15 protein-coding genes and 2 pseudogenes are annotated in these 15,647 nt (G+C 33.1%); 9 read left to right on the forward strand and 8 right to left on the reverse strand.

What is annotated here, in order from left to right:
• Positions 1 to 195, reverse strand: a 195-nt coding sequence (locus AC1DS7_RS28145; RefSeq protein WP_476999374.1) for a helix-turn-helix domain-containing protein, incomplete at its 3' end; no start/stop codon positions are given.
• Between the two features lie 940 nt (positions 196 to 1,135).
• Between AC1DS7_RS28145 and AC1DS7_RS28150 the strand changes: the two genes are divergently transcribed.
• Together AC1DS7_RS28150 and AC1DS7_RS28155 are read left to right on the forward strand one after the other, a co-directional pair.
• Positions 1,136 to 1,552: a hypothetical protein gene (locus AC1DS7_RS28150; protein ID WP_002144332.1), complete on the forward strand. Its 417-nt coding sequence runs from the start codon at positions 1,136 to 1,138 to the stop codon at positions 1,550 to 1,552.
• 20 nt (positions 1,553 to 1,572) lie between these two features.
• A complete protein-coding gene (locus tag AC1DS7_RS28155) occupies positions 1,573 to 3,027 on the forward strand; it encodes an FtsZ/tubulin family protein (RefSeq protein WP_002144330.1) in 1,455 nt (484 codons plus the stop codon).
• A gap of 35 nt (positions 3,028 to 3,062) precedes the next feature.
• On the opposite strand, the gene AC1DS7_RS28160 is transcribed toward AC1DS7_RS28155, so the two are convergent.
• Positions 3,063 to 3,800, reverse strand: coding sequence for a terminase gpP N-terminus-related DNA-binding protein (locus tag AC1DS7_RS28160; protein ID WP_215601259.1), 738 nt, complete (start codon positions 3,798 to 3,800; stop codon positions 3,063 to 3,065).
• A 2,116-nt stretch (positions 3,801 to 5,916) separates the two neighbouring features.
• Between AC1DS7_RS28160 and AC1DS7_RS28165 the strand changes: the two genes are divergently transcribed.
• From AC1DS7_RS28165 to AC1DS7_RS28175, 3 genes and pseudogenes are all read left to right on the forward strand, one after another.
• Complete coding sequence (locus AC1DS7_RS28165) at positions 5,917 to 8,322, forward strand: PAS domain S-box protein (RefSeq protein ID WP_476999375.1); 2,406 nt, start codon at positions 5,917 to 5,919, stop codon at positions 8,320 to 8,322.
• A 156-nt stretch (positions 8,323 to 8,478) separates the two neighbouring features.
• Positions 8,479 to 8,628 (forward strand): annotated as a pseudogene (locus tag AC1DS7_RS28170) (sensor histidine kinase); the annotation flags it as partial.
• A gap of 148 nt (positions 8,629 to 8,776) precedes the next feature.
• Positions 8,777 to 9,145 (forward strand): annotated as a pseudogene (locus tag AC1DS7_RS28175) (IS6 family transposase); the annotation flags it as partial.
• A 355-nt stretch (positions 9,146 to 9,500) separates the two neighbouring features.
• On the opposite strand, the gene AC1DS7_RS28180 reads toward AC1DS7_RS28175, so the two are convergent.
• The 4 genes from AC1DS7_RS28180 to AC1DS7_RS28195 all read right to left on the reverse strand — a co-directional run bounded on the left by AC1DS7_RS28180 (position 9,501) and on the right by AC1DS7_RS28195 (position 11,884).
• Complete coding sequence (locus AC1DS7_RS28180; RefSeq protein ID WP_199627322.1) at positions 9,501 to 9,752, reverse strand: helix-turn-helix domain-containing protein; 252 nt, start codon at positions 9,750 to 9,752, stop codon at positions 9,501 to 9,503.
• Between the two features lie 187 nt (positions 9,753 to 9,939).
• Positions 9,940 to 10,281: a YolD-like family protein gene (locus tag AC1DS7_RS28185; RefSeq protein ID WP_002144322.1), complete on the reverse strand. Its 342-nt coding sequence runs from the start codon at positions 10,279 to 10,281 to the stop codon at positions 9,940 to 9,942.
• Entirely contained in the window at positions 10,278 to 11,543 is a 1,266-nt protein-coding gene (locus AC1DS7_RS28190; protein WP_088045389.1) for a Y-family DNA polymerase, read from the reverse strand. The genes AC1DS7_RS28185 and AC1DS7_RS28190 overlap by 4 nt, the downstream gene beginning before the upstream one ends.
• Before the next feature lie 110 nt (positions 11,544 to 11,653).
• On the reverse strand, positions 11,654 to 11,884 hold the full coding sequence (locus AC1DS7_RS28195; RefSeq protein WP_416098856.1) for a helix-turn-helix domain-containing protein: 231 nt from the start codon (positions 11,882 to 11,884) through the stop codon (positions 11,654 to 11,656).
• Between the two features lie 291 nt (positions 11,885 to 12,175).
• Here AC1DS7_RS28195 and AC1DS7_RS28200 point away from each other — a divergent pair, with 291 nt between their 5' ends.
• The 3 genes from AC1DS7_RS28200 to AC1DS7_RS28210 are packed head-to-tail and all read left to right on the forward strand — an operon-like array spanning position 12,176 to position 14,276.
• Positions 12,176 to 12,496 carry a hypothetical protein gene (locus AC1DS7_RS28200; RefSeq protein ID WP_001202663.1) on the forward strand — a complete coding sequence of 107 codons (321 nt, stop codon included), beginning with the start codon at positions 12,176 to 12,178 and terminating at the stop codon, positions 12,494 to 12,496.
• A gap of 15 nt (positions 12,497 to 12,511) precedes the next feature.
• Positions 12,512 to 13,678 carry an FtsK/SpoIIIE domain-containing protein gene (locus AC1DS7_RS28205; RefSeq protein WP_476999376.1) on the forward strand — a complete coding sequence of 389 codons (1,167 nt, stop codon included), beginning with the start codon at positions 12,512 to 12,514 and terminating at the stop codon, positions 13,676 to 13,678.
• Between the two features lie 22 nt (positions 13,679 to 13,700).
• Positions 13,701 to 14,276: a replication-relaxation family protein gene (locus AC1DS7_RS28210; RefSeq protein ID WP_016119146.1), complete on the forward strand. Its 576-nt coding sequence runs from the start codon at positions 13,701 to 13,703 to the stop codon at positions 14,274 to 14,276.
• Here AC1DS7_RS28210 and AC1DS7_RS28215 read toward each other — a convergent pair.
• Complete coding sequence (locus tag AC1DS7_RS28215; RefSeq protein ID WP_476999377.1) at positions 14,248 to 14,451, reverse strand: hypothetical protein; 204 nt, start codon at positions 14,449 to 14,451, stop codon at positions 14,248 to 14,250. The genes AC1DS7_RS28210 and AC1DS7_RS28215 overlap by 29 nt on opposite strands.
• A gap of 221 nt (positions 14,452 to 14,672) precedes the next feature.
• Here AC1DS7_RS28215 and AC1DS7_RS28220 point away from each other — a divergent pair, with 221 nt between their 5' ends.
• Positions 14,673 to 15,320 carry a lysozyme family protein gene (locus tag AC1DS7_RS28220; protein ID WP_002144315.1) on the forward strand — a complete coding sequence of 216 codons (648 nt, stop codon included), beginning with the start codon at positions 14,673 to 14,675 and terminating at the stop codon, positions 15,318 to 15,320.
• Between the two features lie 82 nt (positions 15,321 to 15,402).
• Here the strand turns inward: AC1DS7_RS28220 and AC1DS7_RS28225 are convergent.
• Positions 15,403 to 15,647, reverse strand: a 245-nt coding sequence (locus AC1DS7_RS28225) for a DDE-type integrase/transposase/recombinase (protein WP_476999378.1), incomplete at its 5' end; no start/stop codon positions are given.

A 15,647-nucleotide genomic window follows, 5' to 3' on the forward strand; every position in this document is an offset into this window, starting at 1 on the left:
CTCTTTCTTCATGGCAGGAAGTTTGGCAGAGCATGTACCATATGTCAAACCTTTCCCTGTCTCTTTGTATGCGTTATCCCATAGAGATAGGAAATGATTGAATACAAAACGAGAACAGCCAATCGTTTTATTAATTAGGGTTGCTTGTGTTTTATTTGGATAGATACGAAATTTATATGCTTTATTAATCATCATTCATTTCACCTCCATTTCGGCATGTGTCTATTATATAACAAACATACATTCGATAGATAGTGAAGTAACAGTTTATGTATGTCGAACAATTAAGATGGCTTTCTGCCATCTCTTGTCCGAAGCCAATTCATCTCCCACCTACTCACTTCGCGTTCCTTGAGGAAGGAGTCTTCTTGGCTAAAATGATAAAGATGGTGTACATATGAGATTAACAAGTGAATGTGTAGAGTCTAACACTTGAGATATTGAACTTGCAATTATGTGAGTTAATAACTGAAAGGAGAACTTATAACATGACATTGACAGATCTCCTTTATCAATGGTTTTAAATAGAAGAAAAATCGTTAATAAATCTAGTTGAATACGAAGGTCTCTTTATTAAACTAAAATCATTGCTCTTTTCATATCAAACCATATGATATGAAAAGAGCAATGATTTTAGTATGTTTTATACACACTGTACATATACACTTTATATATAGAACTTGCATATAAGTTGTATAGAAATGAAATATGTTAAATATGTTGATATGAAATTGATATAGTAGCCACAAAACCTTTATTTTAAAGGGTTTATATATACGGCTTATATATAAAGTTTATGAATAGAGCGTATGGATGCTTTGTGAAGTGTTTTAACATGAAATGTTTGTAATTTGATATTTTTTATAAAGGATTATTCAAAAGAATGTCAAATTAAATATTAAATTTATAGTTTTATAGAAGGTATTGTTAATTATATGAAACCTGAAATTGATATATATTATATACAGCGTGCATGTACGCTGTATATAATCGTGTTTATATATCAACATTTTAACTAACTTTAATACTTGTACGCTTTATATGTAAGTTCTATATATAATCACTTGATATACGTCTTATATTAATGTAATATATTCGTAGGAATAATTAACCAACGTTTTAAGGGGGAGGAAACTTGAACGAGGTATTGAGCGAAAAGTATAAAGTAATTAAATTTCCTGCTGAAGTTGTGAACATGTTTGCAGACATTCTTGAAGAGGACGAAATACTTTATAATGTATTTCATTACATAGGATCTGAGGTAAATAAACAATACCAAGAGACGAAATATATGAGAGGCATCTCAATAAATGAAATAGTAGGTAATGTTGTAATTGATAGGAGAGTTAAGAAATTAAAGGGAAAATCATACTCATTAGAGGTTGAACGAACCAATATATCAAGAAGATCAGCTGAAGTAAGTGTTAGTACATTATCTTCAATGTCATTAATAACTGAAAAAATTATGCACCCTTATAAATTTTTAATCTCAACAATTAGAGGGCAGCAGGTGTTAATTGAACTTGGAAAACGTAAAGAAACGAATAGATAAGAAAAAGGAGAGATAAAATAATGGCGAAGAACTTTCTGAAAAACGAAGTAGCAGTAAAAATGACAATGGTTGGTTTTGGTCAAGCCGGAACTAGAATGGTAGATAAATTTGCTGAATATAAGCATACGGATGGAACATCTGTGTACAACTGTCTTGCTTTAAATAGTAACGATGGTGATTTAGCCGAATTAAAAAATGTGCCTAAAAGTAACCAAGTATCACTAAAATTAGGCGGACTAGGAAAGAATCCAGAACGTGCTGTAAAAGTACTAGAATCAAATGATGAAGCGAAAGAAAAGTTAAAAGAATTCATCACAGAGCGTGTAAGACCAACAGATGAATTGGTACTATTTTTTGCTGGATTAGGCGGTGGAACAGGTACTTCTACAATCATTAAAGCAATTGAAGAATTCTCGGCTTTTCATAATAAACCTATAATCGCTGAAGAACTTAAAAGTATGGCAATGAAAATTTCTAGAGAGGAATTAATAGCAAATCAACAAAAGTATGCAAGAATTGCATTCAATAATGCAATTGAGCGTAAAGATTTTATTAAAATGGGTATTGTTGTGACACTCCCTGTAAGAGCCGATGGGCCTGATGTACTAAGACAAGTAAATAAATTCTCTCAAGAGATTTGGAAGTTAGCAAATGAACCAGCAAAAGGTGTTGCATTCGTTGTTTTCGCGGATAACCAACATTTCTATGATGAATTTAAGGGATTAAACGAAAATGAGAAAAAAGGTATTGCTAATTCACGAGACTATGCTAATCAGCGCATTGGTGAAATCATCCATGAATTAAATACAGCTTCTAATGGCGCAGGAACATCTGTTATTTTAGATTCTCAGGACTTTAAACGTATTTTATTAGAGAAAACTGGCTGTCTAGTTATTAATAAAATTTCTCGCAATATGAATCAAATTGAAAATAGTAAAGAAATAGTAGATATGTTCTCAGAATCGTTGAAAGGAAGCTCTTTCCACCCTCCTATAGAATTAATGAAAAAGAACGATGATGGTGAGTTGGAGGCTTCTAAGGTGCATCATTTTGGAATGCTTGCAATTCTAGACGAACAAAAGAATATCGATGATTCATTTATGGATGATGCAAAAGTAGAAGTTACGAATACATTACCAATCAACGGTACGGTATTTAATGGGTATTTAATTAGTAAAAATGATTTTATGGGCAGTGTGTATACGTTCTATAAAACTGATGCATTACCGTCCCGTTTGTCTAAAGGTTTAGTTGAAGAATTCAATGAATTTAAAGAGAAGCAAAATCAAATTCAGTTTAAAAAATCTCAAATTAGTACAATTGAAATGCAAGATCAAGACGATGATTTCAGTATTAATTTTGGTGATTACATCGATATGGGAACTAGTAATGAGGAACCATCAGCAGATGCTGAGAATGATGAAGAATTAGCTGCATTTATGGATCCAGACAAAATGTTTGGTACATCAAAATAAAAAAAAGAGGTCTGGGAGTATCCCGGGCCTCTTTTTTATTCTGATGTCATAATAGATTGCATATACTCTATCATATTTTCGTTTAAATAATTCTCAATAAAAAGGTGTTTTTTTGCTAGATCTTCCTCTTTTTTAAACCAACCAACTTTTTTCACACGCTCTTCCTCAGGCTTTTCATTCCAGAGTTTTTCAGCTTGTCGTCTTAACTCTTTACGAGCTCTATGTTCAATTATTATGTTATCAAGTCTCTCTTGTCTTTGACGTTCTTTCATAGCAATTGGATCTTCAGGTTGAGGCAATGCTTTTAATACATTTTCAAATTTCTCTTGGAATTGTATTTCGATGTTTTGTAAATGTGCTTGAACTTTTTGTTCCACCAATTTTTCAATTGTCTCAGCTGCGTCTTGAAAATCAATTTGAGATAATACTTCATTAGAGTGGTTTTCAGGAGATACTGGCCTTAGTTCGAATTGATGCGGCAAAAGTTCGATTATGGCATCTAAAGACCACTTTTCATCCCTTTTCTGTTTTATGAAAAGAGCTATATTTAAATCCAATGAATTATATAGCTTTTCATTTGTATTATTGGTTCTAAGTGTTCCGTGCAATCCCTTCTCTTCTAACGTATTGAACCAATTATAAACAGTATTATGGTGTCTACCTACTAACTTAGAAAACTCTGTTATTCGCCAGGCTTTTTCAAAAGCGTCTTCGTGTAATGAGTTCTCATCATCTACCATGGTTTGTGCTGATTGATTTTCCTGCTTAATCATAATATTACCTCCTTAACAGTATGTAATTGTGCTGATAAATGACATTAACATGAAATATGAGATTGATATGTTAAGTGTTTTTCGACGATATTAATAGGAATTCCTTCCTTATCTAATATTAACATGAAAGATAACATTAACATGTTACATTTAAAGTGTTAACAGCACATCAACAAAGTGCGGTTTATTCCCGCTAAATGTTAATGTTTTGTTAACTGGGACTTAAAATGCATCAATGTTATATAGGATTAATTAGGTAACTTTGCCCCCTATATCCTTATAAATTGTTGCTATGAGATTGACATTTTTATTCACTTAATATTAATGATAAGTAAATATAACCGATTTGTAAATAAATTATGAGGATATAGCATTGAACTTTCAAAAATAATAGGTATAAATATGATAAAAAGAGTCCATATTATTAATAATTTCAGTACGAGCCTGTTTCATTCATAACACTTGAGAGTATAGAACGGATATCTGTTTGACTAATAGAGGCAGTGTCTCTATTTAACTGATCCCAAGATTAGTAAAGTAATTTTCGATAATAACTATTATAGGTCTATATGAACGTTAAATTCTAATTTGATGACTGTATAGGATAGTTAATTTATTGGTTGTTAGTCGTTTGAAACACTATAAAGTACTATTCGCTTTGTTGATTAGCTTAAATGATTATTTTGTAAGTGTAAATCACAAAGAAAAAGCTTTTACTAATAGGATCTATATGGACTTTATTAATTGTAAATAATATTCAATCGTTGTGAACCTGGTATATTAATAGCGATACTAATAAGGATCTACATCTATCAATGTTTTGTTAATGTCTTGTCAGCGATAGAATTAAGTATGGTCGATATGAGATTAACAATTGTGTTGTTCGAAACGTTAACATGTTAATGTTTCTTGATATATCAATCTCATTTCTAGTACGTATGCGGACCTGTTTCTATAGAATGTTAATCTTATGTTAATACTCGCAGGGATAATATCTTTAATTAAAATATTGCTCCTTTAATTACATACCCAAGAGTGAATTTAAAAATTCTAAAGCTTCTAAAGCTTATATTACAAAGTAATTTTGCTCAAATTAAGATAGTATTCTATTGATATGAATTCACTATAATGGACAGTGCTTTGCTTGATAGTCTGCATTTCTTGATAATTTTCAGCGCGAAATCTCTAGCGATTTATAAAGTGTGGTTCTTAAGTAGTGTGGATTTTCGTATTTTAATTCTCATCCTAATAAAGTTGTAGTTTTATAGATCTGTTGTTAATGTCTTGTCTTTATTAAAAACAATGATAGTTAACATAACAATGATATTTTCATTCTCTTGAGGGTTAACATGTTAATGTCTGTTGATGTGTCAATCCCGTTCTCGGCATGCATTTAGATCCTACTTGGCAAAATGTTAATGTCATATCGATACTCCAGGAGAAGAATTTCTTTATATGAAGTACTAAATCTTCAATTATGCATCTAATAGTAGATCGGGAATCTCTAAGTTGCATGTTACAAAGTAATTCTGATATTACTTTATTAAATACAATCAGATACACTGTATGTAATTTTACTTTACAGTCTATATGTTCTATTAATCTTCCGCTCGAAATTCTCTTATCAATATATAAAGAAACACTCTTTATATATTGATAAGGAATCATTGTATTTATTGAGTGTTTTTTAAATTCTGTAAATTTTTGTATTTCAACTCTCATTCTAATAAACCTATGGTTTATCGATGTATTGTTAGTTTCTAGTTATCATTAATAGTAAAGGGAGTTGACATGAGGTTAACACTTTAATGGTTCCTAAGGTTAACATGTTAATGTCTGTTGATATGTTAATCTCATTTCTGGTCTGTATTTTGATTCGATTTTGCGATATGTTAATCTCGTGTTAATATCCTTTAGGGAGAATTTCTTTGTATGAAGTACTAATTCTTCAATATTTATACCGATTGTACAACTTTTTAGAGTAACAGTATCAGTATGTCCAAGATTTAGAGATTACTTACATGCATTTTAAATTTTTTGCATCTGAACTGTTTATACTATTTGTAGGATTTTCCGCTTTTTTGTCGAATATACTTAATGCAAGGAGGGACATTACATGATTATTAAAGACTATTTCATCAATCTTTCTATTTTTTCTTTACTTGTTAGCGCAGCAATATTTATTCAAGTGTTTACGATTCATTCCAGGCGATATTTTGAAAAATTCTATGGAGGGATCATCGCAGTTACCTTGATGTTCTTTTCGTTTCCGTACATGGGATTTTCCTACGATCTCCGGGCTGTTCCTCTTATTCTTTCTTTTATTTACTTTGGTCGCATTGCTGGTTGGATTACATTAATTAGCATTATTATAATGCGCATCTTTTACCTTGGTGGGTATTGGGAACCACCTGTGATGGCTTATTTCGGTATGGGTATTCTATTTACTATTTTTAAAACTTATTTCAAAAGCCTTCATCCATTTAAAAGTGCACCTCTATACTTTTCTGTTTTTGTGGGTATGAAGTGGTTAGTAGGTGTATTCTTTATTACTACAGTGCTTTACACTCCAGGCTTAGTATTTATAGCTTTAGGACTTTTAATCGGTGTTTTTCTTATGGAAGCTTACCAAAGATTATATTACTTAACACAGGACTTATCTAAAATGAATCAAAAATTAAAAAAATCGAAGCAAGAACTCAAAGATACCGTACATGAGCTTCAAGGGGGTATCTTTAAATTTAAAAAAATGGATAAACATTTTATACACACTTTGTGTGATGGACAGTTTTATTATCAAAACGGAATTTATTCTGAACGGGTGGTAGGAAAAAGCTTACGTACTATTGATGCTTCTATTATTCCTCCCCATTTAGTTCCACAATTAATGAAGTATTATCTTCAGGCGTGGGAAGGGAAAGAAATTATATTTGAATTACCCTGGCCGAATGATAAAACTATTATTCTTATTGCGCTTAGACCGATTAAACGAAATGGACAAGTTATTGAAGTTGTTGGTTCTACAGTCGATATAACCGAAAGGAAAAAGGTAGAATCAGAATTAAGGGCAACTAAAGAATTACTGGAATCATTTATAAAACATAATGTAGATGCGATTACCATATCTGATCGGGAGGGACATATTTTACAAGCTAATAAAGCTTATGAAAAGATATTTGGTTGGTCATCACACGAAATCATAGGTAAAAGATTACCTTGTGTGCCTGATTTCTTAATGGATGAATCACTTGGAAATATCCGGGAAATTCTAACAGGAGAATCCGTAGTTACGAGATTAGAAACAGTTAGACAACGTAACGATGGAAGCCTTCTTGATGTCAGTCTGACAGTTTCACCTATTCTAGATGTAAGGGGAAATGTGATAGCTTTATCTGCAATATGTAGGGACATTTCCGAAAGAAAACAAGCAGAAAGAGAACGGCAACGATTACATCAACAATTAAGAGATAGTGAAATGAAATATCGTGCACTAATTGAACAAGCAACTGATGCAGTATATGTTGTAGAGTTGAATGAGGATCAATTTCCAAGTCGATTTATTGAGGTAAATCCTGTTGGGTGTAACAGATTTGGATATAGTAGAGAAGAGCTTCTCTCGATGCCATTCCCCAATAATGTACCACAAGATTCTCCAATTATCATACAGTTGTTAGAAAAAATTAGAGAGGGACAGACTTCTTTCACTTTGCAAGATGAACATATTTTTCCAACCGGAAAAACAATAACAACCGAGTTTAGTGTCCGTATTTTTAACTTGAATGGCAAAAAAGTTTTCTTAAGTATCTCTCGTGATATCACTGAACGGTTAAAAACAGAAGAATTATTACGAAAATCTGAAAAACTCGCTGTCGTAGGACAATTAGCCACTGCAATAGCTCATGAAATTAATAATCCATTAACCGCAATGAAAGGGTTTATGCAATTACTAAAATCAACAGAAAATGAGAATAATCAGGGGTATATAAATATAGTATCATCAGAGATTGAGCGTATAGAAAGTATTACGAATGAATTTATGGCGGTAGCCAAACCACAGGTGGTAAGGATACAACCTAATGATATTAGTGTGCTAACTGATCAAGTTTTATTGATACTGCAACCTCAAGCAATGATGAATAATATACAAATTAGAACAGATTATACACCTGGTATTCCATTGATTCCATGTGAAGGAAATCAATTAAAACAAGTATTTGTTAATATTTTAAAAAATGCAATTGAATCCATGCCAATGGGAGGAGAAATTCTGATTCAAATTGATAAACTTGATAATGATCAAATAAGCATTCGTTTTATCGATCAAGGGTGTGGGATCCCAAAAGAACGTATACCATATCTAGGAGAACCTTTTTACAGTATTAAGGAAGAGGGGATTGGCTTAGGATTAATGATTTGTTATAAAATTATCGAAACACATCAAGGAAAGGTATTTATTGAGAGTGAAGTAAATAAAGGAACAACAGTTGAAGTTACTCTCCCTATTTGTACAATTCAAAAGTAATACCTTTCTTTACAGATTTTCCGAACGGGAAAGCCCATCCCCTTTAGGGGTGGGAGTGTCAATAACTGCTCTTTTTTAGTTTCCTGAATAGCTCCTACTATACTGTTCATGGTTTTGATACAAAAATTCTAAGACTCTTGCAAGTAATCTCCTGAACTTGGATTAGATATTGCAGAATTATTGATTGAAATGCACAAGGAAGAACGTGTTGTGAGGGATCGCGCAGACGGCAAGCAGGGAATTCAATTTTGGATTACGCTTCCCATCGTATCAGAAAAAAATAGGACGGCTGAAAGACTTTTGTAACATTTATGTTATAAAAGTGAAAGACCTTCTTGCTAACATACTACTAAACAGTATGATTGTTTAGTACAATTAATTGATGGTTCTGGTGCAAGAAATCTATAAAACTTGAACATACTGATACTAGTACTCTAGAAAGGATGTAATCAGTGTGGAAAAGCAAAATCTATTCAAGTGGAAAGATTATCAACCAGATATTATTCTATTAACCACGAGATGGTACCTACGGTACAATCTAAGTTTCCGTGATTTGGTGGAAATGATGGAGGAACGAGGCTTATCTATAGCACACACAACCATTATGCGTTGGGTACATCAATATGGTCTTGAGTTGGATAAGCGAATTCGACGTTACCTCAAACAAACGAATGAATCATGAAGAGTGAACGAAACGTACATCAAAGTAAAAGGACGATGGATGTATTTGTATCATGCAGTCGATTCAGATGGGAATACTATTGACTTTTTATTTAGTAAAACGAGAGATGTCAAAGTAGCTAAGCGCTTCTTGAAAAAATCCAGCCTCTCGTAAGGCGATTGTCATGAGAGGATAACCGTATTCCTTGTGTTTTATGTGAATTGCTTGAATCTGTTCATGCAATGTATTATCCTTTGAAAGGCGTAATTGCCTTTGACTACATGTTGAACGCCACTTATAGTAGCTAGAGCGATTTAACTGCGCAATGACGAAAAGCCAGGTTACTTTGTACCGAGAACGTAGTTCTTCAATAATCTCGTACTTAGCCGTTTGAGCAAGAACATCTCCTATAGATTTGGATACTGCTTTTTTAAGTAAGTCACTTGCGCCTTGTAGTATTCCAACTCTTCTTCCATACTATCGAACTTCGTACGAGGACGACCTTTTAAGAGGTTTTTTAAGCCGTTATTACCACCATTTTTTGCCCCCGCAAGTCTGAAATATCACCTGTTTTTTGATATTTCCGGACCCAATTCATTAACTGTGTTCTACTTCTAAGCTTATATTTCTTCGCTATAGGTGATTGGCTACCCTCACCATTTAAATAATTTTTTACAACTTGTATCTTTAATTTATCTGAATAAGTTTGAAATTTATCCCCTTTTTTAACCATAATAAAATCCCCTTCAAGTAAAAGTGTAACATCCATGTGTATTCATGGTCTTTTTACACTGTCTACCTTAAGGGGATAATATCAACCAGTCTGTTCAAAATCAGAATAAATTCATTCATCAAGTATTTGATCTTATAGTATAAGGGGAGATCCCGTTAGAGATTTATTGTTGTTTTTGTTCTTTATTATATATTTACACCAGAATCTAGTAGACCCTTTATTTTTATTTTGCATCAACAACATCCATAAATTTAAGAGTAATCCTGTTATAAAAAGCATCTGTACATATAATAGAACAATTCAATGGATCAATATCAGTCACGGTCATGTAGTTAGTAAGCAGATAGCCATCTTCGTAATATGTAATCAATATTTCTTCTTCGGAAAGCAATGAGCATAATAATAAGTTTTCAATAAGTTCTTTTTCTTCTGGTGTTAATATTGGACGCGTTATTTTATTTTTTTCTTTAATGATCTCACGGATACCAGCAAATTGTTCCGGCATCGCAGCAAATGGAGTCCATTTTACCATTCCTCTTCCTTTTGGCATATTAGTGTTGTTCATGATTTATGTCCTCCTAACAATGTGTTTCTATATCTTGCTGTAGCACTATTTGTATAAGAAACTCCTCGTAATATGCTGTTCTTGCCAAATTTAGTGCGTATTTCATCCATTACCTTAGTTAATTTTATTTCTTTTTCGCGTTGTATGATGTTATCGAAAAGAGAGATTTGTTCTTCGCCTTCATTGATTAAGTTGGTTAAAGAAACATTAATCGATCTTATGGGTTCACCCGTATATAACTCATGTAAAAAGTATGTACAAATTCGATAAATATCCATTGTTAAATTGGTAGGTCGGTTCAAAGTGTGAGTTTTCCTGAAACCGCCAGCGTAATTTTTACTATAACCAATAGAAAATTGTATGGTTTGAGCAAGTTTATTATGTCTTCGCAGCCGATAGCAAACTTCTTCGATATGTTCCAGAAGGATAATTGGAAATTCTTCTATTGTGTAATCACGCATGAGTATTTGGCTCTTACCAATTGAAGTTGTTGCTGGTATGTATTTTTCTGCAATGCGGCTAAAATCAATGCCGTTGCTATGTAGGTGTAATTCTTCGCCAATAACTCCAAAACTTTGTTTTAAGTATTTGAGCGGGTATTTCGCTAAGTCTTCAATTGAATGTATTCCTTTTCGATTTAACTTTGCTTCTGTTTTACTCGAAATTCCCCAAAACTTACTAAGTGGTCGTATCGGCCATAATTTTATGGGTACATCTTCGTACTTCCAATATGCGATGCAGTCTTTTGTCTTCTTCGCTTCCACATCTAAAGCGATTTTACTCATTAAAGGATTAGGCCCAATCCCAATCGTGCATTCAATTCTTGTTTTCTTATATATTTCACGTTTGAATTTTAACGCGAATTCATATGGCTCATTCGCAAACAGATGGATACTATTTGTAATATCCATAAAGAATTCATCGATGCTGTATTGGTGAAAATCTTCAATAGGAACGTATTGTAGAGCTAATTTCGTTATGTAATTTGAGCATTTTATATAAGTTCCCATGATTGGGTTTACCACAAGAATGTCTTTACGCCGTGGTATTTCGTACAACCTTGCCATTTTCTTAACACCTAATGCCTTTAATGGTGGTGTTGCAGCCAAAACAATAGAGCCATTTCTGTTCACATCTCCTACTACAGCTAATTTGGTATGTAGTGGGTCTAATCCCATCTTGATGCAACTAACTGAAGCATAAAAGCTTCGAAGATCTACACATAAAACAATTCGATTCGGCAAAATTGAGTAGTCATACACCTTTACGCCTCCTTAATAATAAGAACATCCGTTCTTATTATACACGAATATACGTTCTCTTATGAAGGGGTTTTTATAAAAAAATAAAACTGACTCTAGTTAGCCAGTTTTTACATATCCCAAAAGTCGGTAGATTTAATGTTTGGTTTTATTTGCCTAATAACTTTTAAAATCTTTTTCATTACAGTTGGACTAGGTATGTATTCTTTATCATTGCACGCCTTTGAAACTGTAGGACGACTTAATTTCGCGGTCTTTTCTAAATCATTTTGGGTGAAGCCATTCCGATCTAAAAAATTACCTAATTTCGTTCGGTTTTTACCTCCGAATTTCCAAAACACTTAAATCCCTCCTGAACCTATTTTCAACATTGTGGACATAAATGTAAAAAACTATTCGCATAGACGGCAAAAGTTTTTTACATAATGTACAAGCTGTCCACAATATGATGTATCAAAGCAGCTACCACGGTATTTATTAAGGTAGAAGAATACGAGGTTACCAAAGTAATTTGCGAATGATTACCACAGTATTTATCAAGATTTCTACCAAGGTAAAACTACCACGGTATTAAGTAGATGAAGCTATGTAATATCTACATTCTAAATTCTGTTTATAAAGGGGGCATTTAAATGCGTGCTAGGAAAGAAACAATTCCTTTTCGCGAGTTTATGGATCGGTCATACAAAGATAAAGAACAGAAAATCCGTAAATACAATTCATTAAGTCCTTTCGCATTCCTTCATATGTCGGATCAGGTATTACATACTTACATTGCATTAGGAGTTATGGGAACGATTTTAATCGGAGCAGTCATGTTAGAAAAATACTTGGTGCGACATGACTATATATCAGCAGCTAAATTTGTAAGTGAAGGTATTTATCACGGAACGCGAATTGGTGGAGTTTGTTTGATTGGATATGTATTTGTTCGTATCGTAATCATGTTTTAAGGAGGGAAGAGAGTAATGGGGATTATAAAGGAGTGGGTTCGTACGCAAAGGTTAAGGAATCAGCTTATGGAGGTGTTCGGAAAAGCAGGTTTATATACGGAACATCAAACGCGTGGGGGAAAAGTGCCTATTTATCCAAAGGTACATAATGTTTCTTCTTCAGCAGAAAGCGTGAGGTATGTTTTTACCATACCAAACGGATTAGATCCACAGAAGATTGAAAAGAAGTGGTTTTGTTTTCAGCAAATATTAGGACGGAATATTACGATTGAAGGGGATGTGAAAAAGTTTGTACTACATGTATTCCGTTCAGATGCTGGACTAAAACCATACAATTACTGTTATAAAGAATGGCAGCCCTTATTAAAAGGGTACCGTCTTCCTGTTGTGGTTGGCCGGGATCAATTTGGAAAAACGATTACGTACGATATGGTTGATTCCAATACACCACACTTATTAATAGCAGGTGAAACGGGAAGCGGGAAAAGTAGTATGGTACGTGTTGTACTATCCACACTCATTCAATATATGTCTCCTGATACGTTGCATTTGTATCTTGGAGATTTAAAAAACTCTGAATTTCATTTCTTGCGAAGAGTGAAGTATGTAAAAGAAGTTTGTATGGAAGAAATTGAAATGAAAATAATGCTTCAAAAGATGTGGAAGGAAATTAGAGAACGAAGAAAACTTATGGAAGAATATGAGGTTGATCATATTGATGCGTACAACAAGTTAAATCCAGATCATCAAAAACCATATATTCTACTTGCTATTGATGAAGTGGCCATGCTAAAAGATGAAAAAGAGTGTATGACTACAATTGAAAAGATTTCAGCAGTCGGCCGATCACTTGGGGTGTTTCTTATGCTTAGTATGCAGCGGCCAGATTCGAAAGTGTTGGATGGTAAGTTAAAGCTAAATATGACCGTTAGAATCGGCTTTAAATGTGATAGTGCAATTAATAGTAATATCATGGGTACTCCTGGTTCAGAGCATTTAGAGCAATCTGGCCAAATGATTTTAAAACGAAATGGATTAAAGAAAGTGCAAGCTCCTTATTTGGAATTAAGTAAGGCGAAACAAATTGTTGAACCGTATCGCATGTCTAAAGGAGAGAGGATACTCCATAATTCTTTGCAGGAAGAAATGCCGCTATTTGGGGTGTTAGATGATGAAGAGTAGAGATAAAGGAATCCTGAATGATTTGAATCGATTTAGATGCATGTCCCGTGACGATATTATTGACTTGCATTTTCAAGGCTTAAAGAATGCGGTAACTTGTTGTAATACGGTTATGAAACGATTAAGAAGAGACGGCTATGTTGATGCTAACGTATTGCAGCACCCATACATTTATTTTCCGCAGCCAAGTTCTATCAGAAAGACAAGTCAAAAAATCCCTCATTTCCTTGGCATTGTGGACGTATACAAGCAACTTGTCTATTACGAAAATCCTAAACTATTCAAAGTGGAACCAAAGTATGGTAAAGCATTTATGGAACCAGATGTCTTTACCATATGGCGTAAATCCCCATTTTTTATTGAAGTTCAAAATTCGGTTTATAGTAAAAAGATAATGCAAGAAAAGATAAACAGATATGAGTTATACTTTCATAGCCAAGAATGGCACAATGAATCTTGGCAACCGAAAGGTTCTAAATTCTTTCCTTCAATTCTTATAATCACTGACAAACATTACGACATTCATTCTCCTCATTTGCGTATATTCCAGGCGAATTCTATAAAAAATTTTATGAACAATTTAACAATGAAATCATAAAGAAAGCCTGCATAATGCAGAGCTTTTTTCTTTTCGATAATGTATTAAGCCATGTGTGATGCTGATTGTTAGAAGGTGGTAAATCTTCTTCTGGAATGATATCTCCATAATTAATAATTTGTACAATAACCTCTCCATTATCACTATATCCATTCATATCAACAAGTTGTCCCACATATCCGTTTGTACCAATATCTTTTTAAAGTACTCTAAAAAATGCACTTTATCTTATCTTTATCTTATCTTTACTTTATTTTTAAATTTCTATATTAAACTTTAAACCTAAAGGAAATGAATTTGAGTCTAAAAAGGGGCAGGGAAATAGATGATTATTACATCTTTTGTAAATAACCAACCACCATTGAAAAATGGAATTTCTTATACGAGGAGGAATATATGAAGAATACGAGTAAAAAACAAATTATTATATTATTCTTTATTAGTATTTTAGGTTTAGGAACAATGCTTGGAATACTATATTTTAATCATAAAACTAATATTCAACAAAATAAAGCGCTCGCTACCGAAAAACGTGTATTGCAATATGAGCCTACCTTGAAAAAAGAATTAGAAAAATATAATTTAGGAGGGAAAACAGCAGTTTTATTAGGAATTATGTACCAAGAGAGTAGAGGTGAGGGAAACGACCCTATGCAGTCATCTGAATCACTTGGATTAAAGCCAAATGAAATTCAAGAGACAAGCTTGAGCATTAAACAAGGGGTAAAACACTTTGCTAAAATGTACAAATATGGAACGGAAAAAGATGTTAGCATGGATACAATTATTCAAAGCTATAATATGGGGCCAGGGTATATTGATTTTATTGCTAGTCAAGAAGTTAAACAACACTCGGAAGATTCGGCCAAAAAGTTTTCTAAGATGAAAGTTAATCAAAACCCAGCGATGTACACTTGTGGTGGAAATAAAAATAATTTTAGGTATCCATATTGTTATGGTGATTTCACATATGCCACAAAGGTGAATGAAAAAACAATACTTATTGAAGAACTTCTTCGAAATGTACATGACTCTTCTAAATAAGCTGTATAATGATACCGTCGGTTTTGGTGCAAAAATAGAATAAAAGATAATAAAGCGCATAGATTCCTAACGGAATCGTATCTTATGCCGCAAGCCCAAACAATTGATGGATGAATTCTTTTTGATTTTGGACAGACTGGTCCCGTAAATCAACCTGTTCTTTTTTAATCATATGCATGACTTCTACTCCAGAAAGAATGGATGTAGCTGTGTCAAAACATTTGAACCCTAGCATAGAACGAATTCGCTTCTTTATAAAACGATGATCTTGTTCTACTATGTTATTCAAGTACTTTTGTTGTCTAAGTCGCATACCACCAGGTATGC

Source organism: Bacillus sp. P4_E1 (genome assembly GCF_056401715.1).

What these genes read in the sequence shown, in the direction of transcription:
- AC1DS7_RS28155 (WP_002144330.1), top strand. Translation starts at nt 1,573, where the DNA reads ATGGCGAAGAACTTTCTGAAAAACGAAGTAGCAGTAAAAATGACAATG.
- AC1DS7_RS28160 (WP_215601259.1), bottom strand. Translation starts at nt 3,800, where the DNA reads ATGATTAAGCAGGAAAATCAATCAGCACAAACCATGGTAGATGATGAG.
- AC1DS7_RS28165 (WP_476999375.1), top strand. Translation starts at nt 5,917, where the DNA reads ATGATTATTAAAGACTATTTCATCAATCTTTCTATTTTTTCTTTACTT.
- AC1DS7_RS28180 (WP_199627322.1), bottom strand. Translation starts at nt 9,752, where the DNA reads ATGGATGTTACACTTTTACTTGAAGGGGATTTTATTATGGTTAAAAAA.
- AC1DS7_RS28185 (WP_002144322.1), bottom strand. Translation starts at nt 10,281, where the DNA reads ATGAACAACACTAATATGCCAAAAGGAAGAGGAATGGTAAAATGGACT.
- AC1DS7_RS28200 (WP_001202663.1), top strand. Translation starts at nt 12,176, where the DNA reads ATGCGTGCTAGGAAAGAAACAATTCCTTTTCGCGAGTTTATGGATCGG.
- AC1DS7_RS28205 (WP_476999376.1), top strand. Translation starts at nt 12,512, where the DNA reads ATGGGGATTATAAAGGAGTGGGTTCGTACGCAAAGGTTAAGGAATCAG.
- AC1DS7_RS28220 (WP_002144315.1), top strand. Translation starts at nt 14,673, where the DNA reads ATGAAGAATACGAGTAAAAAACAAATTATTATATTATTCTTTATTAGT.